This window comes from Chryseobacterium sp. CY350 (assembly GCF_027945075.1).
Classification (GTDB): domain Bacteria; phylum Bacteroidota; class Bacteroidia; order Flavobacteriales; family Weeksellaceae; genus Chryseobacterium.
On the sequence record NZ_CP116034.1, the window covers coordinates 481103 to 506036 of the forward strand.

Here is a 24934-nt window from a genome sequence, read left to right on the forward strand (position 1 = left end):
ATTTTTAATGTTTTGATAATTTTATTTTAATATTTTTTTGTCTTAATTCTTTAGCAAATGTAGTCGAGCGAAATCCTTTCAACATTGACATAAGATAATATCGTTTATTTCTCGTACTTTTTTATTTGGGCAGCTACTTCCGCCTTCCGTTCCCAATCTTTTTTGCCCGACGATTTCAGTTGAATAGAAATTGACAGTAAGCAAAAAAGGATTTCCACTCAAGTCGGGCTGCAGATTCGGTTTAGATTCACGTTTGCCGTTTCTCTGTCTTAACTGATGTAAAACTACTGCAGATTATAAAGTTTTTGATTTATCTTTCGACGAACAGGCAAAAATCGTCGTTGAGTTCAGGAAAGAATTAGTTGCAATTATTTTTTAAAGATTCCCTGAGAAAAAACGTTAAATACTAATGACAAACTTCCAACGTTATTTCACGTTTTCCCGTACCAGTTCTAATAGATTTTCCGCGCCACCATCGAATTTCTTTCCATTCACAAAGAAAGAAGGTGTTCCGTTCACGCCGCTCATAATTCCGCTTTCAAAATCTGAATCTACTTTGTCGGCAAGTTCCGTACTTTCCAAATCCTTTTCAAATTGAGGAATATTCAGTTTTAACTGTTCCGCCAGTTTCATCAGTAAGTTTTCATTTAGATCTCTTTGGTTTTCGTAAATCGCATCGTGCATTTCCCAGAATTTCCCCTGAAGATTGGCCGCCTCCGCTGCGATAGCCGCCGGTCTTGCATATTGGTGCATTTCAGATAAAGGAAAGTTTCTGAAAACAAATTTGATCTGGATTCCAAATTCTTTCATCAATTCCTTCAGAACCGGATAAGCAGCACCACAATATGGACATTGATAATCTCCGTATTCTACGATAACGAGGTCGGCGTCTAAGTTACCTTGTGCGTGGTCAGTCTGGCTGACATTTGGTTTTAGTGACATAATTTATTTGGTGTTAAGGGTTTCTAAAGCTTCTAAAATTCCGTCTGCGCCAGGATTAATGGCTGTTGGCGACAGATAACTCCATTCGATGATGCCATCTTTGTTGATAACGAAAAGTGCGCGTTTGCATTCTCCTTCTTCCTCATCGTAAACGCCATACTGCTTGGCGATTTCTCCTTTGGCTTCAAAATCTGCGAGTAATGGAAAGTGTAAATTTCTTGATTGTGAAAATGCGAGATGACACCATTTGCTGTCGACGGAAATTCCGAAAAGTTCTGCATCATATTTCTTGAAAAACTTCAAAGTTTCATTATACAAAGCCATTTGGTCGCTGCAAACCGGACTCCAGTCGGCGGGATAAAAAGCGAGAATCACATTTTTTCCTTTGAATTCGGAAAGCTTAATTTTCTGGTCAGGAGTTGCGTACAGGGTGAAATCTGGAGCAACATCATTTTTTTGTAACATAATTTTAGTTTTTAAAGTTTAATATGTAAAACTGAAAGCAGTGATCCGCAAAATATTAACAACAGTGCCGGAAGAATCAAAGTCCAGTCTTTTAAATAACCGAGTAGGAAAGGAGCTGCGAAAGCACCTGCTAAAAAGCCAAACCATAAGAGCAAAAGATGAATGGCATTCGATTTCGATTCTTCTTTTTCTGCTTTATCAGTGGTCATCGTCATTGTTGCAGTATTTCTGGCCAGGCTGTTCAAAGTTCCGGTTACGAAGTCTGTATTTATTTTTTGTTTGCCTACAGAAGTTACAATCGTGTTCATTATTCCCATTGAAAACCCAATTGTCGCAACAGATACCACATTATTGATCATATAAAAATAAGCAATTATCGAATAAAAAATCAGAATTCCTGCAACGATGTAAAATGTTAATATTTGGTTCTTAATTCTCTTCCATAACGAGAGACAAGTTCCGGCATAAATTCCTAAAAGAAAACAGATTATAACAGTAAATGAAGTGATAATGATTCCCAGTTTACCGGTTGAAACTGCCGCTCCAAGTGAAGTCGTATTCCCACTCATAAAAGAGACGTAGGTTTTCCACTGTATCAATCCTGTTGCATCCACGTAGCCTGCAATCAACGCAAGGAATATGGCTAATCTTTCCTGCATTTTTACTGACCCGGACAGAGCGACAATCTTCGGTGAGGAAATGATAGGCTGTTCCATTGTTTTACATTTTAAACAATTTGTTTTTATTTGTTTAATGCCCCAATGGCTTTCGTAATTCCTTCTCCTGCAGTGGTAAAAAACGCTGGTCCGGCAAGCAATGTTATTTTCTCAATCGGTTTGAATGAAGACATTTTTTTATCCTTTAAATAAAGCTGAGTTCGGTACGCATTGATAGCTCCGGTCACGCCATATCCTGCAACTTCAGCGGTTGGCGAATCTATTCCCGCATCTTTTAAATCGGTTGCAAAACCATATTTGGTGACACCCAATCGCAGTGCTTCTTCCATCCCGACACTTGCAACCTGCTGCATCAGTTCTGGAGTGAATCTATTCCGGTCGCCCAAACCGATGAGTAACAGTTTCTTTGCTCCGATAGTTCCGGAAGGTGGCGTAATCAACAGTGTTTCCAGGGAATGTCCGGCAAATTTCCCGGATTTTCTAAGGTCTGTGATGAGGCCTTTCAGACTTTCATCGAGGTGAACCATTCCGTTTACAGCAGCCGGAAGAGCCGGTGGCGAATTGAAAATATCACCTTCTGTATATTCAAAAACGCAGGCGATCTGTAACGGCGCAATCTCTGTGGAAGGTCCCTGTACCATTCCTTCGATGGCGATTCCGTCCACTTTCCCCCAGATTTTTGATGTGTTTGCAGGCGTTGTCTGAACGGTTGTCTGGGCAGAATATATTTGCGGAGTGGAAATAAATATTGATGCAAATAAAAATATTTTTAGCGTGTTTTTAAGATTTGTAGTTTTCATAATATTAAATTTTTAGATGATTAAAGTAATGAAATGTGTTTTTAATTAAGGTTTAATGAAAATTTTCTCTTTCGGAAATTTCTCTATTTCGCCATCTTTCAAACCAAAGTTGGTTACAACAACATCTTTCGGATTTCCGGATAACCATTGGCTCAAATCAATCGATTCATAATGACCGCTGTTGAAGCCAATTAAAATTCTGCAAACCGTGTCGCCTGTATTTTTGATGTAATGTCCGGCTCCCATTGGAACGTAGCCCACATCTCCGGCACTGAACTGCTCTGTAACGCAGGTAGATTCTGCCAGGAAAACCGACATTTCTGCCTGTCCGGAAATAAAATACTGCCATTCGTCCGCATTCGGATGCCAGTGCATTTCTCTCAAAGCTCCGGGTTGCAACTCCAAAACAGAACCCGACATTGTACTGCTGATTGGGAATTCTTTACTCGTCACCAATCTCTGCAAACCTCCGCCGGGAACAATTCTCGGCTGTTGAGAATGCAAAGGATAACGGTGAAAACTTGTGAGTTCGATATCAGATTCACTCGGGCGGGCTTCAGCGGTAAACGATATTTCATCAGGAACAATTCCCGCTGCGAAATAGGCTTCCTTCTGAGGTAAAGCCGCCACTTCTTCCAATGTCAATCCTAAATTCTGAGCAACAATTTTGGGTGGAACAGACGAAACAAAATCAGTTACGCTGAACGTGTGGTCTTCAGAAAAATTACCGTTATCGAAAATTAAAATGAAATGACATTCTTCCGTTCCCGTCGCCTGAATCGAGTGACCATAACCTTTTGGAAAATACCAAACATCGCCCGGCTCAAAATTATCAGTATAGCTGTGTCCATCAGGATGAATTATCGTGGTACGAACCGTTCCTGAAATTACGTAAGCCCATTCGGCGGCGTTCGCGTGCCAGTGAAGTTCTCGCATACTTCCCGGCTGCAGTCTCATAGAAACTCCTGCAATGCCGATAGAAGCAGGGAAATCTTTGACAGAAGCGCCTCTTGTAGTTCCGCCATCGTTGGTTCTTGGTTCTTTTTTTTCCAGTTCGTATTTGAAACTTAATGATTCGTTTTTCATAATATTAATTTTTATAGTTGATGATAGTTTGTCATTATTTCTACTGTAAAGCTATCCCGAAATGACAGGTTTTTGAAGAGCTTTTCGGTGAACGGGCAAAATGAGTCGGTGGGAATTTGAAAGTGGTAGATGGTTGAGGAGATGATAGAAAAAAGAGTAAAGAATAAAGATTTCATAGTCAGAATTTCATAAGTGTTTCACATTATTTTAAAATAAAAACGATGCCCATTCTTTGTATTTCCTTGTTAAGTTTACGCCTTGGTATAACTTATAAAAATTCTAAGTTTTAAATTCTTTGTCTGACTTGCGTTATTTAAGCATCATTACAATGCCGATATTTAAAAATAAAATCCGTCCCAATTATATTTGAGAAGGATTTAAATTTGACTTAAATTAAATAAAAAGCGCAGAAATTTTATCTAACCAAAATAATTTTTCCCGTGTGACTTCCGTCTTCAAGCAATTGGTGAGCTTCTGCAGCTTCCGATAAAGGAAAGGTTTTGTAAATCACAGTTCTGAATTTTCCTGATTCTATGAAAGGCCAGACATTCTTCTGGACTTCTCTTGCCAATTGTTTTTTGAACTCATATTCACGGCTTCTCAAAGTGCTTCCGGTGACGGTCAGGCGCTTGGACATTACTTTCCAGATATCCAAGTCTACACGGCTGCCACTTACCGCATTGATGTGAACCAGTTTGCCTTCAGGATTCAGAATGTTGATATTTTTGGCTAAATAATCACCGCCAATCATATCGAGAATAACGTCGACACCTTCATCTTGCAATTCAGTTTCAAAATTTTGGGTTTTGTAATTGATGTAAGAATCGGCACCCAGTTCCAGACAATTCTGTCCTTTTTCATCAGAACCAACAGTGACAATTACTTTTGAACCCAATGCTTGTGCAATCTGAATTCCCGTAATGCCGATTCCGCTGTTTCCGCCGTGAATCAATAACGTTTCACCGGATTTTAAACTTCCTCTCTGAAAAACATTCGACCAGACCGTGAAAACAGTTTCAGGCAAACTTGCCGCTTCCGCAAAACTCAAATCTCCCGGAATTGGTAAACATTGGCCTTCTCTCACAGCGACATATTCTGCGTAACCGCCACCTGCTAGGAGTGCACAAACTTTGTCGCCCACTGTGAAATCTGTCACATCAGGTCCGCATTTTACGACAGTTCCGGCAACTTCCAACCCCGGAATTTCTGCAGAAGCTCCTTTTGGTGCAGGATAATTGCCTTCCCGCTGAAAAATATCGGAACGGTTGAGCCCGGCTGCTTTCACTTCGATCAATACTTCGTCTCCGGAAACCTCGGGAGTCGGCAAATCCTTTACTTTCAAGACGTCGGGACCACCGTATTCTGTAATAACAATTGCTTTCATTTTATGATTTTTAAATTTATTTTAAATCCTTCTCCAGGTCAGCCGATGCTTTACCATACGCGAATTCCGGAGGAATGGTTTCTCAGTTTCGAGGTACAGAAATCCATCTTCAAAGCGGACATTTCTCTTCTGTGTTTCTCCAGACCAGTTTGGGAAAAGTGAAACAAACATTGTGTGACTTACCGTCTTTTTTTCGTCATCCGTTTCGAAAGGTCCCGAATAGGCAAGATAATCCGAAGTTTCTTCTGTGTTTTGCTCAGAATGATTTTTCAGGTCAGTGTTTTTTCGGTTAAGATTCATAATCTGTGCCGACATAAAACCTTCAGCACTGTACATAATCAGTCCTTTTGGATTTTCGCCCATCGGATGGGAATTTTCGCCACCATTTAAAGGAATTTCGATGAGCTCTACCTAATTTAGAAAGGCTGATTATATTTCCCTGTCAGAGCCTTGTTTTCGATGCTTTTTGCAAAGTTGGGCGTTTCTTCGTGATTGTGTGCGTCGGAAGCGGCCTGTCTGGAAGCGGCTGCATCGGCAAGTTTCACATTGTGTTTTTTCAGATATTCAAACATTTCCGGCGTTGCTGTCGCGTGAATTTCGTTAGTGTACAAAGTTGTCTTGTCGTCGATTTTTGTTGCTTTCAATTCCCATAAAACCTGAACTTTTGTTCTGCCGTTTTGAGTAATCGAATCTGAAATAGATAACATTCTGCAGTAATCCGGACGGTGAACAACTGCGACATAATGCTGAACCATCAATGCATCTCCGATGGTTTCAACATTCAGAGAAACCGGTTCGCCATCGAAAGTGGAAGAGATTGCCGCGCCGATATGCTGCGTAGAACATCTTTGATATTCCGCATCAGGAAGGTTAAGCAGCCAGTCTGCGATATTTACTTTTTCGATAGGAGCATTGATAATCGCTGTAACGGTAGAGTGGGACAATGCGTTTTCGGGTGTTTGCAGGATTTCCATAATGTTTAAAGTTTAATTGTTTGTACGTGTTAATTTGATGATGTAAAGCTACATTCAACAAATTTCAAAATTGATTGACATTCGATGAACAGGCAAAAAGACTCGGTGGAAAAGATAGTTTAAAGACTAAAGGAAAATGAAGGTTTTTAATAAAAGTAAATGTCATTTGGTTAAAAAACGGTCGTTGAGACACAAAAGTAAAAGTCATTTGCTTTCCCGCAGACCGTGGGAGACTTCTGCCAAAGTCATTTGGTTACAAAACACCTGATTTGTGACCAAAGTAAAAGTCATTTGGTTACAAAACAGTCGTTTTGAGACTTCCGCCAAAGTTGTTTTGTTTCAAACAGGTTGCGGAAAACGAAACGCGAAGTTTTTTTGGTTTAAACAAAGTGTTTTAAAGCAAATGCAAGTTGTGTTTTAGCTTAAACAGGTTGTTTTGAAGAAAAATTTAAAACAAAAATCCGCCCCAATTATGTTTGAGACGGATGATATTTAAATTGAATTTTATTTATAAAGCCATTTCCTGATCAGTTTCGTATAATTAGGCATTACAAGGAAAACCATCAGAAAAACAATAATACCGGAATTGAGTAACGCATCTGAATAGTGAAATGCAGGAATTTTCAGGAACCTCAACAATGGAATTGAAACCAGCGGAACCAGAATTGACAGTGGATAGATCGCTGACCAGGTCACCAGAAACTGTTTCCAGCGAACGGGAACTTTGGTTTCACTTTCAGACTCGAAAAGGAAATCGAGACCGGATTTTATTTTGTAATTGTCATTTTTCCTGAATAGCGGATTTGCTTTCTCAATCATCCTTTTCCGACTGTCAGATTCCATCCAGTTTCGCAGATTTGCTATGGTATCGAAACGGATGATAACTGTGTAAACGTAAGTCAGATCGGGAATCGGACGTACAATCTGCAAGTCGATAAAACCTGCAGAATGTTTGGTGATGGGTAAGATTTCGCTGAGCCATTTTTCATATTCAGCCTGTTTGTCATTCAAAATATGATGCGTGATGACCACAGATGCGCCTGGATTTTCCATTTTTTGAGGATTTAAATCAAGTTAAAATGCTCTTTTATACTGCCAGGGAATTTCGGTTTCTATTTCCAGTTCTTTAGCCGAATGAATCGCAAAATAAGGATCACGAAGATGCTCGCGGGCGATGACCACCAAATCTGCATCACTGTTGACGATGATTTCATTGGCCTGTTTTGCCTCCGTAATCATTCCCACAGCGCCGGTGAGAATTCCGGTCTGTTCTTTAATCGCTTTCGAAAAGGGAATCTGATAGCCTGGATAAACCAGATCTTTGCTCACATTGGTAAATCCGCCGCCGGAAGCCGTGATAAAATCTACACCATTTTCTTTCAGAATTTCGGCAAGCGCAATGCTGTTTTCGAGAGTCCAGCCTTCTTCGGATTCTATATAATCTACCGCTGAAATTCTTACAAGCAGAGGCATAGATTCCGGAATTGCTTTTCTGACATCCTGAACAGTTTCTACAAGAAAACGGATTCTATTGTGGAAACTTCCGCCGTACTCGTCATTTCTTTTGTTGATGACGGCAGAATAAAACTGATGAAAAAGATAACCGTGACCGGCGTGCAGTTCTACCGTATCAAAACCTGCATCAACCGCCCGCAAAGCTCCTTCAACAAATTTTATTTTTAATTCCTGAATTTCTGCGACAGTAAGTTCTTCCGCCAAAACACCGTTGAAATCGTGTGCAGAAGATGATTTTACAGTCCACGCTCCTTCCTCTTTGGTCAGCGGTTTCATTCTTTCGTTGGGATGTTTCAGGTTTCCTTTTCCGCCGGAATGCCAGAGCTGCATTCCGATTTTGGCATCTTGTTCGTGAACGAAATCTACAATGTTTTTCCACGCATTTTTCTGCTCGTCATTCCAGATTCCGACATCACTGAGTGTTGCAAGACCTTCCTGAGAAACGGCTGTACATTCGGTAAGAATCAATGCGGCTCCGCCAACGGCACGGCTTCCCAGATGTACAAGATGCCAGTTGCCAGGAACGCCATTTTTTGCGCTGTATTGCTGCATCGGAGACAGAACGATTCTGTTTTTCAACTCCATTTCGCGGAGTTTTATGGGTGTGAAAAGATTCATTTTTGTTACGTTTTAAAGTGATTTTAAAAATATTTCAGCCTCAGCCAAAGATTGTTTGATGATTGTTTTTGTTTCGCCGAGACTTTTCTCTGAAGCTGGGTTCTGTTCTGTTGTCGTTTCCAAAACATTTAATTTTTCCTCTAAAAATGGCAGTAAACCCATTATTGCTACACTAGATTTGAGGTCGTGGGCTCTGAGTTTTACCGTCGTGAAATCTTGATTTTCATAATCTGATTCCAGTTCTGCCAAATGTGGAGGAATATTGTCTAAAAACTGTTGGGTAACCGTTTTCTCAAAAGATGTATCGCCACCGCTTATTGACTGCATATAGGTTAAATCAATATATTTAAAATCGGCTTTAGCATTATCTGAATTTAATTCTTGAGGCTGATGTTTCTGCAATCCGAAGGTTGAAATCAATTTGAACAATTCCTCTTCTTTGATTGGTTTTGAAATATATTCGTTCATTCCCCGGCTCAGGCATTTTTCCCTTTCTCCAGCCAAAGCGTGCGCCGTCATTGCAATAATCGGAATATCCAGTTTCAGAACTTCACGGATTTGCTGGGTTGCGGCGTAGCCACCCATTTTTGGCATTTGAATATCCATTAAAATTAAATCATAGGTTTGATTGATTAACTGTTCTACAGCTTCCAGACCGTTGGAAACAATGTCAAAATCTATATTCCACTGTAACAGCAGATGTTTCATAAGGCTTTGGTTGATTGTATTGTCATCTACCACGAGAACACGGAGCGGCACATTTGTTTTGTCTTTATAATAATCTGAACTGACTGTTGAAATCGTGTTCAGCTGCTCTTCTGAAATATCATACGGGATATTGAAAATAAAGTTTGTTCCTTTTCCCTGTTCGCTTTTCACCTCAATATTTCCGTTTTGAAGGATAATTAAATTCTTGACAATCGAAAGACCCAAGCCTGTTCCTCCAAAATTTCGGGTGATAGAATCTTCGCCCTGGTTGAAACGTTCAAAAACTTCATTCAGTTTTTCTTTGTCGATACCAATTCCGGTATCTGAAATTTTAAATCCGAGTGTGATATTTTTTTCGGTTTGAGACTGTTTAAAAACTTCAATATCAATTTTTCCCTGATGGGTAAATTTAATCGCATTTCCGATGAGGTTCACCAATATTTGAGTCAGTCTTGTTGCATCGCCAATCAAAGTATCAGGAATCGAAGCATCAACTTTGCTGGAAATCGTTAGACCTTTTTCTTTAGCGCGTTCCAGAAATAATGTTTCCACAGAATTGATTAAACCATTGATGCTGAAAGTTCCGGGCGTGATTCTCATCATTCCCGCTTCAATTTTTGATAAGTCTAAAATATCATTGATAATCGCCATCAGATTTTCTCCCGACCGCTGAATGGAGGAAACAAATTCTTTTGAAGTTTCATCTAAAGGTCTTTTTTGCAGAAGATTGGTGAATCCTAAAATTCCGCTTAAAGGCGTACGGATTTCGTGGCTCATATTGGCGAGGAAATTCTCTTTGGTCTGTGCGGCAACCGAGGCTTTTTTCTCGGAAACATCTAATTCTTTGATTAATAAATGCTGTCTTCTGAACTGTCGGATAATGTGATAACCGATGATAGAACCGCTGAGCACCAATAAAGCAAGGAGTGAAATGTCGTACATTTTTGCTTTGTTCCCCATTTCCGCATTTTTTCTGCTGAGGTCAGCCATTTGAAGTCTGCGGCTTTTGTAGATTTTTGCGGTGATGTCTGTAATTTCGTTCGATATTTTTCTCGCTCTTGGATTGGCAATAGAAGTCTGGTCGTCCATATCGCCGATGGAGTGGTAGCGGTGCAGGAGTTTTTCTTTGACTATTTTTTTGTCCATTGCCAGTTTGCCCAGTCTTTTGATGAGTTTATCTTCGGTGGCATCTGCGTTGTCTTTTGAAAGAGAATCGAGGAAGTTTTCTACTTCGTCAATTTTCTGATCGACACCGTTCAGATGGGTTGTGTCGTTGGTAGCGATGGACGCCCGGATTCTGCTTTCCACGCCCAGAATGTCACGGTCTATTTCACGCAAATGATTGCTGGAACTGAGCTCGTGGAGCAGTATATTGTTGTTTTTGATGAGTTCTTTCGTATTCCTTGCCGAATTAATCTGCACTGCAATCAACAATATGGAGTCTGCAATGAATGTCAAAACAATCAAGTAAGCAAAACGTTTGTTACCCATTACTGAGGAGGTGTTTATCATAATTTACTTTGTGCTTTTTTATCATATTGTTGAAACCACCCCGTCAAAAATTCTTTGAATTTTCGCCACCCCTCCAATGGAGGGGAATTCTGAGCTCATTTTGAGGGCGGATCTGTAGCCCGGCTTGAACGGAGCTCTTTTTTGTAATTGCGATTGCTGAAAAGTTCAACAAATTGCTAAAATTTCTTCGCAATGACAAAAAAAGCGGGAGCCCTTCGACAAGCTCAGGATAAATTCCAGACGGATTAAGCTGCCCAAAAAACCAGTTAAAAAACATTCATTCTCGTGTTGAGTGACTTTCTGTAAGCGTCTGCCACGGGAATGAATTTTCCGTTGATCATAATTCCGCCATCCTGCAACGTGTCAATTTTATCGACCGCAATGATGAAAGACCGATGAACTCTGATGAAATTATCTTTCGGCAGACGTTCTTCCGCAGATTTCATTGTTCCGTGAATGGCGAACATTTTTTCTCTGGTATAAAATTTTACATAATCGCCCATTGCTTCGGCATAAAAAATATCGTCCAGCTTCAAACGCCTTGTGATATTGGAATCGCGGACGAAAAGGAATTCATCTTTGGTCACTTCTACCTCATCTTTTCTGCTTTCCAGAATCGACTGTGCCTTGCTCACCGCCTGTAAAAATCTCGCAGGCATCACCGGTTTCAAGATGTAATCTGCGATATTGAGTTCGAAAGCTTCGAGCGCATAATCTTTGTTGGATGAGGTGAAAATAATAATGGTTTCTTTCCCAGAAAGTGCTTTTGTAAGCTCGATTCCTGTCATTTCGGGCATTTCGATATCCAAAAATATCAGGTCAACGTGGTTATTCTGAAGATGATGGTAAGCTTCTATTGCGTTGGAATATTCATTGACAATCGTGAGATTGGGAACCTGTTTTGCCAAATGTGATAAAGTGGTACTGGCAATATCGTTATCATCAACAATTAGGGCTTTCATAGGAGTAGTTTATTTATGGTTGACACAAATATAATTATTCCTTTCCGTATTTTTTCCGATTATCTGAAATAAGAACGAATCATCCAAGCCATTTCTTCGTGCGTTTCTATAAGACCTGTGATGAAGTCGCTGGAGCCGTAATCTTTGTATTTATCAGCAAAAGGCGTCACATTTCCTCTTAAGAAATCGATGATGCTTTCGTGGTCTTTCAGCAAATCTTTCATATAGCCCAAACCGTCATTGGTTCTGTCGCTGTATTCGGTAAGATGTGTTAATTCCAGATACATTTTCATTGTTGCAGGTGCGTAATGTCCGATTTTACGAAGACGTTCTGCAACGCTGTCAATCACTTTATCTAACTGTTTGTACTGCTCCTCAAAGAAAATATGGTTGGCGTGGAAGTTATCGCCAGTCACATTCCAGTGGGCATTTCTTGTTTTGATGTAAAGTACAGTTTCGTCTGCCAAAAGTTTTGCCAATTGTTCTGCTACAGCTTCTGTGTTTTTTTCTGTAAGTCCGATATTTGTTTTCATAATATTGAGATTTTAAGTTTAAAGCGTTGTTGCTCTAATTCTTGTGTAAAGGTCTGCAGGAATCTTACGGAAATGATGGGTTTTTCGGTGAACGGGCAAAATGAGTCGGTGGAATTGATATTAAGGTTGTTCAACTAATTAGTAATGCAGTTATAAAAAGATTGATTTTAACATTATGGTTTAACAGAAAAAAGATTTCAAACAAACTGACAATAACGAATTAATAAGAAGGATCTGATAACATATAGACGATCAATTTTAACTCGATAAATACCGTTGAAAATAATAAATTTTCTTTTGTATAAATTTTTTTAAAACTTCTATAAAGATGATTACTAAAAGTTTATATTCGCACAGTAAAAAAAGATCGCACAAGTTTGAGAAAAAACAATTACTATTTAGGATAATTGATCATGATTAAAAAAACTAAGAATGTACGTGCTTTCTGAACAGCTGAAAAAAAACGGATTTAATATCGATTTTCTGCATAGTGCAATCTTGCGAAACGGATCGTTGTTAAAATTTAATACTTTAGAATTTTATTGTATTTACCTCATTCTTGAAGATCTGGATTTGAAAATAGAAGGCGAATCTATAAGTATTAAAGCTGGTCATGCAGTATTTTTGGGGCCACATAGAAACATCGAATTTTTAGGTGCTCCAAAAGATAATAATATCTACGTAATCGCCTTCTCTGCAACATTTTTCGAAAGATCAAAGAAAGACAGCATTTTTCTTAATTCAAAGGTTTTTTATAATCATCTTGCTAAATTTACCATTGCACCGTATTTCGGGAGCAATGAATATATTGAGACAATTCTGATCCAAAGGTTACGCTATTTTTACGAGAAAGATAAGAGTCTCTATATTTATGCAGCTCATAACGTAATTGAAAATTTGATTTTAGATGCGATGATGCATATCGATTCTAATGAAGATTTGATAGACGAAAAATTAGATTTTGTCTCAAAGATCAACTATTTCAATACACTTTTGCAGCGGGACTATAAAACATACAGAGATGTTGCGTACTATGCGTCGCAGCTGCATATCTCACCCAAAAAATTAACATCAATGACAAGCTATCTTTATGGAAAAACTGCCAAACAGGTTATTATCCAGAAAGTTATAAGCGAATCTCTCATAAATCTTAGGAACACGAGATCAACAATTTCTGAAATTTCTTATGAAATGGGTTTCAAGTGCGAAAGTGTTTTTACTCATTTTATCAGTAAGCATACGGGGAAAAGTCCTTCAGCTTTAAGAAAAGGAACAAATTTAGATTCTTCAAATTGAAACTTTAAAAATAATATTTAAGGAAATATATCATAATTAGATTAAATCTAAATTTTTAATATTATACGATTCTGTCAAAATTAACAAATTTTAATACTTTTTTAACAAGTTCATTTGTAAAAATGCCAGGTATATTTGCAATATAAAATCATATATCATTTCATATTTTAATATTAATAAAATGAATAAAGATCTGGACTTATAGTAGGAAATAGTTACAGGTCATTAGTGAATTATTTGATTTTTAGTGATCAGCATATTTAAAAGTTTAATTTTTAGTGAAAATAATTACTGAGCCAGACCTGAAGAAAATATTTCTAACGATGGACGGAAATTTTTTTGATGAAGTGAAAGAATTTTCTGTGCAGACGACGATTGAAGCCCGAAAAGAAATAATCAATGAGGGCGACAGAATTCATCACGTGCCGATTTTGCTGAAAGGTTCTGTGAAAGTATTTACTCTAGATGACGGTAAAGAATTGCTGTATTATTATCTGAAGCCCTATGAGACGTGCATTATGACGTTTTCATCAGTCTTTCAGGGTTCTACAAGTCGCATATATGCCTGCGCAGAAGAAACCTGTGAAGTATTGCTGTTGCCGGTAAAAAAAGTGATAGATTGGATCGAGCGATATCCGCAGTTTAATCTATTTTTCTTTAGGGAATATGATAAAAGATATGTCGCAATCATGGAAATGGTAACGCAGGCAGTTTTTCACAAACTTGACAAACGAATACTAGCTTTGCTCAAGAAAAAAAATGATGAACAGGAGGGAAATCCGGTGAAAATTTCGCATAAAGAAATTGCAAATACACTTGGGACAGCTAGAGAGGTGGTGAGCAGAATACTCAAAAAATACGAAAACGAAGGAGTAATTTCTCAGTCGCACAACGGAATTAAAATACTAACAGAATCAGAAGCTAAAGGTCAGCGGTAAAAATAATAAAAGGATTACATTACAATGAATTATCAGGAAGCTTTGGCAAGAGTTGAAAAACTACAGCAATATGCAGAAGAATATTATCAGGAAGCAAAGTATATTGTTGTTCCGGCTGCATTAAAAGACATGGACAATTTTCTTAAAGATAGTGAGCAATCTGCGACTAAGGAAGTGATTAATTGTCAGGCATATTCTTCAGACGGAATTTTCTCAGTATACAGAATTGATCTCAGTTCGAAAAATAAAAAACAAAATAGCACAGCAAAAAATAAAAAACTAGGGATTTTTTAGTACGCTGGTTCTTTTAGATATAATTGCAATATTCTCAGGTTGATAGCAGTTTCAGATGAATGATTTGATTGATAATAATTGAATCAGAAAGACCTTTTATACTAAGTAAACTTCTTTGTTACTCAAAACAGCAGAGGCATGAAATTAGTTTATTCTCAGCATTCTCCTTATATTTGAATGTACAAATCTGAAATGATCTGTACCAAACAGATACTCTTTTATAAAAATAAAATGGATACATATAATTATGGAATGATCGGCCTTGGTGTAATGGGAAGAAATCTCCTTTACAACATTGCTGAAAACGGATTTTCTATCGCAGGTTTTGATCTTGATATACAGAAAATCAACGATACGCAGGAAAATGCTGCAGAAGGAATGAAAGTAATCGGTACCGATTCTCTGGAACAATTTGTTTCTCACCTGGAATCACCGAGAAAAATTATATTAATGGTGCCTGCAGGAAGTCCTGTCGACACGGTTTTAGAAAATATCACTCCGCTTTTGAGCAAAGGTGATATTGTAATAGATGCGGGTAATTCGTACTTTAAAGATACCGACCGACGCGTGAAAAATCTTGCGACAATAGGTTTGCATTTTATGGGGATGGGTGTCTCAGGCGGAGAGAAAGGTGCCCGTTTCGGACCAAGCATCATGCCGGGTGGAGATATGGAAGCTTTTCATTCTGTTCGCCCTATGTTAGAGGCAATTTCAGCAAAAGTAAATGGAGAAGCCTGCACAGACTATATGGGTAAAGATGCTGCTGGTCACTATGTAAAAATGGTGCATAACGGAATTGAATACGCCGTAATGCAACTCATCAGTGAGGCATATGATCTTCTCAAACAAGGCGCAGATCTTACAAATGATCAGCTATATGAAGTTTTTAGAGAGTGGAATGATGGCGAATTAAATTCATTTTTAATAGAAATCACAAGAGATATTTTTCAGCAGAAAGATCCCATGACAGGAGGATTTCTGGTGGATCAGATTTTAGATAAAGCTGGATCCAAGGGTACAGGAAAATGGACTTCCGAGGAAGCGTTAGAATTGGGAGTGGCAATTCCTGCCATTGATGCAGCTGTAGCATCTCGTACCTTATCATCGTACAAAGCAGAAAGGGTAGAAGCGTCTTCATTATATGCAAAGCCCGAAATCAGTAAGCGAGAAGATCCGAAATTATTTATTAAAGAAGTTGGTGATGCTTTATTTTTATCCATCCTGATCAGTTATACGCAGGGTCTTTCTCTGCTCGTGAAAGCATCTGAAGAATATCAGTTTCAGATTCCTTTAAAAGCAGTTGTGAAAATTTGGCGCGGAGGCTGCATCATTCGCTCTTCTTTATTAGAAAAATTTTATGAAGTATATACCGTTAATCCGAATTTATCAAATATACTTTTGAGCAATGATATTGCCGAGATTGTCAATTCAAAAATTACTGCATTGAGAAAGACCGTTTCATTCTCAACAGCGAATGGAATTTCTACACTTGGGATGCAAACTGTTTTAGCTTATTTTGACGCTTATACTACAAAAGATTTACCGATAAACTTAATTCAGGCGCAGCGAGACTATTTCGGAGCCCATACTTATCAGCGAAAAGATCAGGAAGGTATTTTTCATACGCAATGGGGAAATACAGATCATTAAATTTAGATCAATGAACGAAAATAAAATGTTGCAGTCGACCAGTATCATTATTTTTGGTGCAACGGGAGATCTTGCAAAAAGAAAACTTCTGCCAGCTTTTTTCAACTTATATATTGAAGGCAGAATGCCAGAGCAGTTTAATATTGTAGCTTTGGGAAGGGCTGAGAAGAATGATGATGATTTTAAGAATTATATTAAAGAAAATCTTATCCTTTTTTCGCGGAATAAGAAAGCAATTGATACAGAATGGGAAAAATTTCAATCACATATTACTTATTTCAGACATCAGATCGATGAAGACAAGTCATACGAAGATTTAGAATTAAAATTAAAATCCTTAGATAAAGCTTATGGTCTGAGAGCCAACCGATTGTTTTATCTTTCAATCGCTCCGAATTTTGTTTCTACAATTTCCGGACATCTTAAAAAAGCAGAATTAGCTTCTGAACCTGCACAGGATAGAATTATTATTGAAAAACCTTTTGGACATAATAAAAAGTCTGCGGTAGAATTGAACGAACTTTTGTCAAGAACTTTTGAAGAAGAGCAAATATACAGAATTGATCATTATTTAGGTAAAGAAACTGTTCAGAATATTCTTGCATTCAGATTCGGGAATTCTATTTTCGAACCACTTTGGAACTGCAAATATGTAGAGTCTGTACAGATTACGGTGGCAGAAGAAGTGGGTGTCGAGTCTCGTGGTGGCTTTTATGAAGGAACGGGTGCTCTTAAAGATATGATTCAAAACCATTTACTTCAGATTTTGTGTATGGTGGCGATGGAGCAGCCTGCTTCTCTGGATGCAGGTGAGATAAGAGATCGTAAGGTGGATGTCTTAAAATCGATTCGCAGAATTCCGTATGATATGGTTGACCATTATGCAGTACGCGGTCAATATGCTGAAGGTGTCGTGAAAGATGCTCATGTTAAAGGATATCGTCAGGAAGACGGAGTAGATGCAAATTCACCAACAGAGACTTTCGCTTCAATAAAATTTTATCTTGATAATGAACGTTGGGAAGGTGTACCGTTTTATGTTCGAACCGGGAAAAGGATGAGGGAAAAACAATCGTATATCACCATAAAATTCAAACCGCTACCTCAGTCTACCTTCATTGGAGGTCAACATGCGCTTTCTCAAAATAAATTGATTATTAATATTCAGCCTTTAATGGATATCAGACTGCAGTTCATGACAAAAATGCCCGGACTGACCGTTGAATTGAAGCCGGTAGAGATGGTTTTCGACTATTTCTCCTGTAAAGAAGATACGCCTGAAGCTTATGAAACACTTTTATTAGATGCTTTGGAGGGTGATCTTACTTTATTTATGCGTTCAGATCAAGTAGAGGAGGCTTGGGATGTTGTAAAGACAATTCAGGAATATTGGGAAAATAACCCCGATCCTTCGTTCCCGAACTATGCCGCGGGTAGCAATGGGCCAAAACAATGTGAACTGCTACTCCAAAGAGAAGACGATAGCTGGGCTTAAACATTATTTTATTTAAACTTTAAAAAGATGAAACTAACTGTAGTAGATCACGTTGATCAACTTTACACAAAAACGGCAGATTTATTTGTAGAGTTTGCAGCAGAAGCAATAGCAAATAATGGAAAATTTGTTGTTGCTTTGAGTGGTGGCAGCTCGCCCAAATCAATTTTTGAGCTGTTGTCTACCAAAGCGTATTCAGATAAAATAGAATGGGATAAAGTGTGGTTCTTTTGGGTAGACGAGCGATGGGTTTCTTTGGATAATGAAAAAAGCAATGCAAACATGACCTTCGAAAGTCTTCTTAATCATGTTCCCGTACATCAGAATCAAATATTCCCGATGTTCAAAGAAAATATCACCCCTGAAGATTACGCTGCAGAATACGAAAGTAAGATTCGGGAAGTTCTCGGCGAAAAGGGACAATTTGATTGCATTCTTTTAGGAATGGGCGATGATGGTCATACAGCATCATTGTTTCCCGGAGAAAATATATTGGAAGAAACTACAAAATGGGTAGACGCTTATTACCTTTCGCCACAGGAAATGTACAGAATTACTCTCACGGCACCTATCATTAATATGGCTAAAAATGTGTTGGTAGTCACTTTTGGTGCACAAAAACGACACGCGCTCAATGAGATTATCAATGGAGAATTCAATCCAAATTTATATCCGTTACAGTTAATTAAACCACAAGAAAGTGAGTTACAGATTTTAACGACTTCAGAAACATTACTTTAACTGTGAGTGAAATATAAAAGCAAGCAAATATGCATAAGCCTTATCTATAGTAATTTTACCTAAATAAATTAGCCTTGAGTTTTTTTTAATGCTTTAGCTTTATGAACCGCTTTTTTACCGGTTTTCTCACTGGTCACCTCATACTGTGGTTCTTCTTCAGAAGCTCGGCGTCGTCGGTTCATAAAAACAAAATCCTTCGTATGAATTTGAGTAATGATTCCATAAGTTTCCCCATTTTGGAATCTCCAGCTTACATGATCTCCTTTTTTTAGCATAACTTTAGATTTAGGGCTTTTTGTTAAGAGTATAAAAGATGAATTACAATTTTTGTGCTAAATTGATTTGTAGTTTTAATGAGTTAAATATAATAAATAAGTCCGGTTCTATACCGGATTTTTTTTGTGATCAATATTTTATCATCTATCTTAATATAGCGGTTTTTTTTCAGTAGCATTCTCCCGCTCTCCACTGTATCTTTTCCGGGAAGCCCTACGCTTCGCTTCGCCCATCCCGGAAAAGGATGCCGTTGCAATCGGGGCTAGGGGAGCGATCTTCGGATGAGCGTTTTGTTTCATGAGTCAAAATCAACCCTTCAGAAAACCAACTTTATATAATGAAGCCATTCTTTTCATCAAAAAACAGTGCCGAACATATGACCTCATTAAAACCCACCGGAGGGATTAGAAATTTTTCTCTCAGATCTTCAAAGGGTTAAGTTCGGATATGAATTAAAAATGAACATTATGTTAAATATATTTGGAAGTATGGGGATAAACGTACTACTTTTGCCCCACTGAAAAACGAGAGTAGATCGGTAGCGCAGAAGCGCCTTTAGATAGGCAGGAACAAAAAAAACTCCGGTAGAAATGATATTAAATATCATAAAAATTTATTTAGATAAATTTTGTGTAATTAGAAAAAGTTTTTATCTTTGCAGTCCCGATACGGGGAGCGCAGGAGTAGATAGGTTGAGGGTTAAGAGAAGGGTTTAGGGTTACTTAAAAAACTTTAAAATTTCTTCAAAAAACATTTGGCTAATTAGAAATAAAGTTTTACTTTTGCACACGCAAATACGGCAACGCCCAACGACAGAAAAGGGCAGCTGAGAAAGCGTAAGAGAAGAGATCATTGAAAAATAGATATAACAACCAAGTAAGGAAAAACTAAAGCGTCAAAACTTTGAGTGAGTCAGACAAACATACAATGGAGAGTTTGATCCTGGCTCAGGATGAACGCTAGCGGGAGGCCTAACACATGCAAGCCGAGCGGTAGAGATTCTTCGGAATCTTGAGAGCGGCGCACGGGTGCGGAACACGTGTGCAACCTACCTTTATCTGGGGGATAGCCTTTCGAAAGGAAGATTAATACCCCATAATATATTGAATGGCATCATTTAATATTGAAAACTCCGGTGGATAGAGATGGGCACGCGCAAGATTAGATAGTTGGTGAGGTAACGGCTCACCAAGTCAATGATCTTTAGGGGGCCTGAGAGGGTGATCCCCCACACTGGTACTGAGACACGGACCAGACTCCTACGGGAGGCAGCAGTGAGGAATATTGGACAATGGGTGAGAGCCTGATCCAGCCATCCCGCGTGAAGGACGACGGCCCTATGGGTTGTAAACTTCTTTTGTATAGGGATAAACCTATCTACGTGTAGATAGCTGAAGGTACTATACGAATAAGCACCGGCTAACTCCGTGCCAGCAGCCGCGGTAATACGGAGGGTGCAAGCGTTATCCGGATTTATTGGGTTTAAAGGGTCCGTAGGCGGGCTCGTAAGTCAGTGGTGAAATCTCATAGCTTAACTATGAAACTGCCATTGATACTGCGGGTCTTGAGTAAAGTAGAAGTGGCTGGAATAAGTAGTGTAGCGGTGAAATGCATAGATATTACTTAGAACACCAATTGCGAAGGCAGGTCACTATGTTTTAACTGACGCTGATGGACGAAAGCGTGGGGAGCGAACAGGATTAGATACCCTGGTAGTCCACGCCGTAAACGATGCTAACTCGTTTTTGGGCTTTCGGGTTCAGAGACTAAGCGAAAGTGATAAGTTAGCCACCTGGGGAGTACGTTCGCAAGAATGAAACTCAAAGGAATTGACGGGGGCCCGCACAAGCGGTGGATTATGTGGTTTAATTCGATGATACGCGAGGAACCTTACCAAGGCTTAAATGGGAATTGATCGGTTTAGAAATAGACCTTCCTTCGGGCAATTTTCAAGGTGCTGCATGGTTGTCGTCAGCTCGTGCCGTGAGGTGTTAGGTTAAGTCCTGCAACGAGCGCAACCCCTGTCACTAGTTGCCATCATTCAGTTGGGGACTCTAGTGAGACTGCCTACGCAAGTAGAGAGGAAGGTGGGGATGACGTCAAATCATCACGGCCCTTACGCCTTGGGCCACACACGTAATACAATGGCCGGTACAGAGGGCAGCTACTATGCGAATAGATGCGAATCTCGAAAGCCGGTCTCAGTTCGGATTGGAGTCTGCAACTCGACTCTATGAAGCTGGAATCGCTAGTAATCGCGCATCAGCCATGGCGCGGTGAATACGTTCCCGGGCCTTGTACACACCGCCCGTCAAGCCATGGAAGTCTGGGGTACCTGAAGTCGGTGACCGTAACAGGAGCTGCCTAGGGTAAAACAGGTAACTAGGGCTAAGTCGTAACAAGGTAGCCGTACCGGAAGGTGCGGCTGGAACATCTCATTTTAGAGCGTCTTTCGACGTTAAACAAATAAAGGTACTTTAATGTACCATGTACTTACTTAAAAGAAAACGTTTTAGTTTTTTACTCGGTTGCTTATATTATAAAAATACAAACCCACTAGAAATTAGTATCAGAGGGAGAGATTTAGAAAATAGAGGTTAGAAAATTAGAAGTTAGAGATTAGTCTAACATCTGGTGTCTAAAATCTAACATCTAAACAAAGTCTCGTAGCTCAGCTGGTTAGAGCGCTACACTGATAATGTAGAGGTCGGCAGTTCGAGCCTGCCCGAGACTACTAATTGAAGCGGATGGCAAATGGCTTATAGCTGATGGCAAGAAAGCTGGAAGCAAGAAGCAAATCGCCAGAAGCACCTAGAGGGGAATTAGCTCAGCTGGCTAGAGCGCCTGCCTTGCACGCAGGAGGTCAAGGGTTCGACTCCCTTATTCTCCACCATTACTGAGAAGTAATAAAAAAGTTACAGAGATGTAACGAGCACAGAAGTTATTTAAAGAATAAACAAAGGATTTTAGCCGATAGGGGCTAGAGCGACCCGATTCATCGGGAAGGTCAAGGGTTCGACTCCCTTATTCTCCACAGTTTTGTAAGTTTGATTTAAAAGTAAGATGGATAGAGCCAAAACAAATATCCATTTATCAGACGAGCAGAAAGACATTAAGATCATTGACATTAACGGTAAAAATATCACAAAGAAAAAACCGAGCACTTGCGAGTGCTTGAGAAATAAATAGGAAAGAAATCGTTAAGGGCGTATGGCGGATGCCTAGGCTTTCAGAGGCGAAGAAGGACGCGGTAAGCTGCGAAAAGCTCGGGGGATCGGCACACACGAATTGATCCCGAGATGTCCGAATGGGGCAACCCGTCTGGTTGAAGACCAGTCACTCCGCAAGGAGAGCAAACCAGGAGAACTGAAACATCTAAGTACCCTGAGGAAAAGAAATCGAAGAGATTCCGTAAGTAGTGGCGAGCGAACGCGGATTAGCCCAAAAGTCTTTATATATTTAAAAGAATGTTCTGGAAAGAACAGCCATAGAGGGTGATAGCCCCGTATTTGAAAGGTATATTTAGATGATAAATGAGTAGGGCGGGACACGTGAAATCCTGTCTGAATATGGGGGGACCATCCTCCAAGGCTAAATACTCCTGAAAGACCGATAGTGAACAAGTACTGTGAAGGAAAGGTGAAAAGCACTTCGAATAGAAGGGTGAAATAGAACCTGAAACCGTACGCCTACAAGCGGTCGGAGCCCACAAGTTGGGTGACGGCGTGCCTTTTGCATAATGAGCCTACGAGTTAATGTTACTAGCGAGGTTAAGGACTTCAGGTCCGGAGCCGGAGCGAAAGCGAGTCTGAATAGGGCGCATAGTTAGTAGTATTAGACGCGAAACCTTGTGATCTACCCATGGGCAGGTTGAAGCTTTGGTAACACAAAGTGGAGGACCGAACCGGTTGACGTTGAAAAGTCTTCGGATGACCTGTGGGTAGGGGTGAAAGGCCAATCAAACTGGGAGATAGCTCGTACTCCCCGAAATGCATTTAGGTGCAGCGTCGTGTATAAGTTTATTAGAGGTAGAGCTACTGATTGGATGCGGGGGAGTCAAATCCTACCAATTCCTGACAAACTCCGAATGCTAATAAATGTTCCACGGCAGTGAGGGCGCGGGTGCTAAGGTCCGTGTCCGAGAGGGAAAGAACCCAGACCAACAGCTAAGGTCCCCAAATCTCTATTAAGTTGAAGCAACGCGGTTGGACTGCATTGACAGCTAGGATGTTGGCTTGGAAGCAGCCATTCATTTAAAGAGTGCGTAACAGCTCACTAGTCGAGCGGTCCGGCATGGATAATAATCGGGCATAAATAGAGTACCGAAGCTATGGATTTACAACTTAGGGTTGTATCTGGTAGGGGAGCATTCTGTTTGCACAGAAGCAGTGGCGCGAGCCATTGTGGAGCGTACAGAAAAGAAAATGTAGGCATAAGTAACGATAAAGCGGGCGAGAAACCCGCTCACCGAAAGACTAAGGTTTCCTCAGCCATGCTAATCAGCTGAGGGTTAGTCGGGACCTAACGCGAACCCGAAAGGGGTAGTGGATGGACAATGGGTTAATATTCCCATACTTGCTCACACTAAAAAGGGGACGGAGTGCCGTACTTACTGGAGACTGACGGAATAGTCAAGACCTAGCCTTCGGGCGAAGTTGCTGTAAGGAAAGTGCTTCCAAGAAAAGCCGAAGTGAAGCAACCCGTACCAAAACCGACACAGGTAGTCGAGGAGAGAATCCTAAGGTGCTAGAGTGAATCATGGTTAAGGAACTAGGCAAAATAGTCTCGTAACTTCGGAAGAAGAGACGCCAGCAGCAATGCTGGCCGCAGTGAAGAGGCCCAGGCGACTGTTTATCAAAAACACAGGACTCTGCTAAATCGAAAGATGCTGTATAGGGTCTGACACCTGCCCGGTGCTGGAAGGTTAAGGAAGGGCGTTAGCAGCAATGCGAAGCGTTTGACTGAAGCCCCAGTAAACGGCGGCCGTAACTATAACGGTCCTAAGGTAGCGAAATTCCTTGTCGGGTAAGTTCCGACCTGCACGAATGGTGTAACGATCTGGGCACTGTCTCAACCATGAGCTCTGTGAAATTGTAGTCTCGGTGAAGATGCCGAGTACCCGCAATGGGACGAAAAGACCCTGTGAACCTTTACTATAACTTCGTATTGACTTTGAGTAAGTAATGTGTAGGATAGGTGGGAGACTTTGAAGCAGGCACGCTAGTGTTTGTGGAGTCAACGTTGAAATACCACCCTTTACTTACTTGGAGCCTAACTTCTTTTAGAAGGACACTGCGTGGTGGGTAGTTTGACTGGGGTGGTCGCCTCCAAAAGAGTAACGGAGGCTTTCAAAGGTACCCTCAGCACGCTTGGTAACCGTGCGTAGAGTGTAATGGCATAAGGGTGCTTGACTGTGAGACCTACAAGTCGATCAGGTGCGAAAGCAGGACATAGTGATCCGGTGGTTCCGTATGGAAGGGCCATCGCTCATAGGATAAAAGGTACTCCGGGGATAACAGGCTAGTCTCCCCCAAGAGCTCACATCGACGGGGAGGTTCGGCACCTCGATGTCGGCTCGTCACATCCTGGGGCTGGAGAAGGTCCCAAGGGTTGGGCTGTTCGCCCATTAAAGTGGCACGCGAGCTGGGTTCAGAACGTCGTGAGACAGTTCGGTCTCTATCTATTGCGGGCGTTAGATGTTTGAGAGGGCTTGATTCTAGTACGAGAGGACCGAATTGAACAAACCTCTGGTGTATCAGTTGTTCCGCCAGGAGCACCGCTGAGTAGCTACGTTTGGAAGAGATAAGCACTGAAAGCATATAAGTGCGAAACTCGCCTCAAGATGAGACATCTTTTAAGGGTCGTTGGAGATGACGACGTTGATAGGCTACAGGTGTAAAGTTGGTAACAGCATAGCCGAGTAGTACTAATTACCCGTAGATTTATAGCCTATTACAGGAATAAATATAATCATCAATGAGTAATCATTTAAAAAATTATAAACCTATCTCAAATCGCTTGCAAGTGCAAGAAAGGTTTTTTCTTTGTGACTGTTTTTATCGATTAAA

20 protein-coding genes, 2 tRNA genes and 2 rRNA genes are annotated in these 24934 nt (G+C 40.1%); 10 read left to right on the forward strand and 14 right to left on the reverse strand.

Translation table 11 applies throughout. From position 1 onward, the window contains the following. Positions 1-426: 426 nt before the first annotated feature. The 13 genes from PGH12_RS02125 to PGH12_RS02185 form a co-directional block, all read right to left on the reverse strand. Complete coding sequence (locus PGH12_RS02125) at positions 427-942, reverse strand: DsbA family protein (RefSeq protein WP_267600019.1); 516 nt, start codon at positions 940-942, stop codon at positions 427-429. A gap of 3 nt (positions 943-945) precedes the next feature. After that, entirely contained in the window at positions 946-1407 is a 462-nt protein-coding gene (locus PGH12_RS02130) for a redoxin domain-containing protein (RefSeq protein WP_267600020.1), read from the reverse strand. A gap of 11 nt (positions 1408-1418) precedes the next feature. Next, complete coding sequence (locus PGH12_RS02135) at positions 1419-2123, reverse strand: YoaK family protein (protein WP_267600021.1); 705 nt, start codon at positions 2121-2123, stop codon at positions 1419-1421. A 26-nt stretch (positions 2124-2149) separates the two neighbouring features. Further along, positions 2150-2884 (reverse strand): M17 family peptidase N-terminal domain-containing protein, encoded by a 735-nt coding sequence (locus PGH12_RS02140; protein WP_267600022.1) that lies wholly within the window; start codon positions 2882-2884, stop codon positions 2150-2152. Positions 2885-2929: 45 nt separating this feature from the next. Further along, complete coding sequence (locus PGH12_RS02145; protein ID WP_267600023.1) at positions 2930-3970, reverse strand: cupin domain-containing protein; 1041 nt, start codon at positions 3968-3970, stop codon at positions 2930-2932. Between the two features lie 415 nt (positions 3971-4385). Beyond that, positions 4386-5354 carry an NAD(P)H-quinone oxidoreductase gene (locus tag PGH12_RS02150; RefSeq protein WP_267600024.1) on the reverse strand — a complete coding sequence of 323 codons (969 nt, stop codon included), beginning with the start codon at positions 5352-5354 and terminating at the stop codon, positions 4386-4388. Between the two features lie 21 nt (positions 5355-5375). Next, positions 5376-5756, reverse strand: a complete 381-nt coding sequence (locus PGH12_RS02155) for a lipocalin-like domain-containing protein (RefSeq protein ID WP_324290992.1) — start codon at positions 5754-5756, stop codon at positions 5376-5378. Positions 5757-5770: 14 nt separating this feature from the next. Next, positions 5771-6328 (reverse strand): hypothetical protein, encoded by a 558-nt coding sequence (locus PGH12_RS02160; RefSeq protein ID WP_267600026.1) that lies wholly within the window; start codon positions 6326-6328, stop codon positions 5771-5773. Between the two features lie 504 nt (positions 6329-6832). Then, the gene (locus PGH12_RS02165; protein ID WP_267600027.1) at positions 6833-7381 is read right to left on the reverse strand and encodes a putative antibiotic biosynthesis monooxygenase; all 549 of its coding nucleotides are present in this window, start codon (positions 7379-7381) and stop codon (positions 6833-6835) included. Between the two features lie 21 nt (positions 7382-7402). Next, positions 7403-8461: an NADH:flavin oxidoreductase/NADH oxidase gene (locus PGH12_RS02170; RefSeq protein ID WP_267600029.1), complete on the reverse strand. Its 1059-nt coding sequence runs from the start codon at positions 8459-8461 to the stop codon at positions 7403-7405. Between the two features lie 12 nt (positions 8462-8473). Continuing rightward, the gene (locus PGH12_RS02175) at positions 8474-10681 is read right to left on the reverse strand and encodes an ATP-binding protein (protein ID WP_267600031.1); all 2208 of its coding nucleotides are present in this window, start codon (positions 10679-10681) and stop codon (positions 8474-8476) included. 266 nt (positions 10682-10947) lie between these two features. After that, positions 10948-11643: a LytR/AlgR family response regulator transcription factor gene (locus PGH12_RS02180; RefSeq protein ID WP_267600033.1), complete on the reverse strand. Its 696-nt coding sequence runs from the start codon at positions 11641-11643 to the stop codon at positions 10948-10950. A 59-nt stretch (positions 11644-11702) separates the two neighbouring features. Further along, positions 11703-12176: a Dps family protein gene (locus PGH12_RS02185; protein WP_267600035.1), complete on the reverse strand. Its 474-nt coding sequence runs from the start codon at positions 12174-12176 to the stop codon at positions 11703-11705. A 432-nt stretch (positions 12177-12608) separates the two neighbouring features. Between PGH12_RS02185 and PGH12_RS02190 the strand changes: the two genes are divergently transcribed. The 6 genes from PGH12_RS02190 to pgl all read left to right on the forward strand — a co-directional run bounded on the left by PGH12_RS02190 (position 12609) and on the right by pgl (position 18590). Further along, positions 12609-13472, forward strand: coding sequence for a helix-turn-helix domain-containing protein (locus PGH12_RS02190; protein ID WP_267600036.1), 864 nt, complete (start codon positions 12609-12611; stop codon positions 13470-13472). A 278-nt stretch (positions 13473-13750) separates the two neighbouring features. After that, entirely contained in the window at positions 13751-14410 is a 660-nt protein-coding gene (locus tag PGH12_RS02195) for a Crp/Fnr family transcriptional regulator (RefSeq protein WP_267600038.1), read from the forward strand. A gap of 24 nt (positions 14411-14434) precedes the next feature. Continuing rightward, positions 14435-14704: a hypothetical protein gene (locus PGH12_RS02200; protein WP_267600039.1), complete on the forward strand. Its 270-nt coding sequence runs from the start codon at positions 14435-14437 to the stop codon at positions 14702-14704. Between the two features lie 231 nt (positions 14705-14935). Further along, positions 14936-16354 (forward strand): NADP-dependent phosphogluconate dehydrogenase, encoded by a 1419-nt coding sequence (gnd, locus tag PGH12_RS02205; RefSeq protein WP_267600040.1) that lies wholly within the window; start codon positions 14936-14938, stop codon positions 16352-16354. A gap of 10 nt (positions 16355-16364) precedes the next feature. Continuing rightward, positions 16365-17849: a glucose-6-phosphate dehydrogenase gene (gene zwf / locus PGH12_RS02210; protein ID WP_267600041.1), complete on the forward strand. Its 1485-nt coding sequence runs from the start codon at positions 16365-16367 to the stop codon at positions 17847-17849. 27 nt (positions 17850-17876) lie between these two features. Continuing rightward, complete coding sequence (gene pgl / locus PGH12_RS02215; RefSeq protein WP_267600043.1) at positions 17877-18590, forward strand: 6-phosphogluconolactonase; 714 nt, start codon at positions 17877-17879, stop codon at positions 18588-18590. Positions 18591-18658: 68 nt separating this feature from the next. Here pgl and PGH12_RS02220 read toward each other — a convergent pair whose 3' ends face one another. Then, positions 18659-18865 (reverse strand): hypervirulence associated TUDOR domain-containing protein, encoded by a 207-nt coding sequence (locus PGH12_RS02220; RefSeq protein WP_267600044.1) that lies wholly within the window; start codon positions 18863-18865, stop codon positions 18659-18661. A 925-nt stretch (positions 18866-19790) separates the two neighbouring features. On the opposite strand from PGH12_RS02220, the gene PGH12_RS02225 reads away from it, so the two are divergent. From PGH12_RS02225 to PGH12_RS02240, 4 genes are all read left to right on the forward strand, one after another. Continuing rightward, positions 19791-21307 (forward strand): 16S ribosomal RNA (locus tag PGH12_RS02225). A gap of 219 nt (positions 21308-21526) precedes the next feature. Further along, positions 21527-21600 (forward strand) — tRNA-Ile (locus PGH12_RS02230). An 82-nt stretch (positions 21601-21682) separates the two neighbouring features. Further along, positions 21683-21759, forward strand: a tRNA-Ala gene (locus tag PGH12_RS02235). A 297-nt stretch (positions 21760-22056) separates the two neighbouring features. Continuing rightward, positions 22057-24816 (forward strand): 23S ribosomal RNA (locus PGH12_RS02240). Together the 16S and 23S rRNA genes with 2 tRNA genes alongside form the textbook arrangement of a ribosomal RNA operon. Positions 24817-24934 lie beyond the last annotated feature (118 nt).

What these genes read in the sequence shown, in the direction of transcription:
- PGH12_RS02125 (WP_267600019.1), bottom strand. Translation starts at nt 942, where the DNA reads ATGTCACTAAAACCAAATGTCAGCCAGACTGACCACGCACAAGGTAAC.
- PGH12_RS02130 (WP_267600020.1), bottom strand. Translation starts at nt 1,407, where the DNA reads ATGTTACAAAAAAATGATGTTGCTCCAGATTTCACCCTGTACGCAACT.
- PGH12_RS02135 (WP_267600021.1), bottom strand. Translation starts at nt 2,123, where the DNA reads ATGGAACAGCCTATCATTTCCTCACCGAAGATTGTCGCTCTGTCCGGG.
- PGH12_RS02140 (WP_267600022.1), bottom strand. Translation starts at nt 2,884, where the DNA reads ATGAAAACTACAAATCTTAAAAACACGCTAAAAATATTTTTATTTGCA.
- PGH12_RS02145 (WP_267600023.1), bottom strand. Translation starts at nt 3,970, where the DNA reads ATGAAAAACGAATCATTAAGTTTCAAATACGAACTGGAAAAAAAAGAA.
- PGH12_RS02150 (WP_267600024.1), bottom strand. Translation starts at nt 5,354, where the DNA reads ATGAAAGCAATTGTTATTACAGAATACGGTGGTCCCGACGTCTTGAAA.
- PGH12_RS02160 (WP_267600026.1), bottom strand. Translation starts at nt 6,328, where the DNA reads ATGGAAATCCTGCAAACACCCGAAAACGCATTGTCCCACTCTACCGTT.
- PGH12_RS02165 (WP_267600027.1), bottom strand. Translation starts at nt 7,381, where the DNA reads ATGGAAAATCCAGGCGCATCTGTGGTCATCACGCATCATATTTTGAAT.
- PGH12_RS02170 (WP_267600029.1), bottom strand. Translation starts at nt 8,461, where the DNA reads ATGAATCTTTTCACACCCATAAAACTCCGCGAAATGGAGTTGAAAAAC.
- PGH12_RS02175 (WP_267600031.1), bottom strand. Translation starts at nt 10,681, where the DNA reads ATGATAAACACCTCCTCAGTAATGGGTAACAAACGTTTTGCTTACTTG.
- PGH12_RS02180 (WP_267600033.1), bottom strand. Translation starts at nt 11,643, where the DNA reads ATGAAAGCCCTAATTGTTGATGATAACGATATTGCCAGTACCACTTTA.
- PGH12_RS02185 (WP_267600035.1), bottom strand. Translation starts at nt 12,176, where the DNA reads ATGAAAACAAATATCGGACTTACAGAAAAAAACACAGAAGCTGTAGCA.
- PGH12_RS02190 (WP_267600036.1), top strand. Translation starts at nt 12,609, where the DNA reads ATGTACGTGCTTTCTGAACAGCTGAAAAAAAACGGATTTAATATCGAT.
- PGH12_RS02200 (WP_267600039.1), top strand. Translation starts at nt 14,435, where the DNA reads ATGAATTATCAGGAAGCTTTGGCAAGAGTTGAAAAACTACAGCAATAT.
- gnd (WP_267600040.1), top strand. Translation starts at nt 14,936, where the DNA reads ATGGATACATATAATTATGGAATGATCGGCCTTGGTGTAATGGGAAGA.
- zwf (WP_267600041.1), top strand. Translation starts at nt 16,365, where the DNA reads ATGAACGAAAATAAAATGTTGCAGTCGACCAGTATCATTATTTTTGGT.
- pgl (WP_267600043.1), top strand. Translation starts at nt 17,877, where the DNA reads ATGAAACTAACTGTAGTAGATCACGTTGATCAACTTTACACAAAAACG.
- PGH12_RS02220 (WP_267600044.1), bottom strand. Translation starts at nt 18,865, where the DNA reads ATGCTAAAAAAAGGAGATCATGTAAGCTGGAGATTCCAAAATGGGGAA.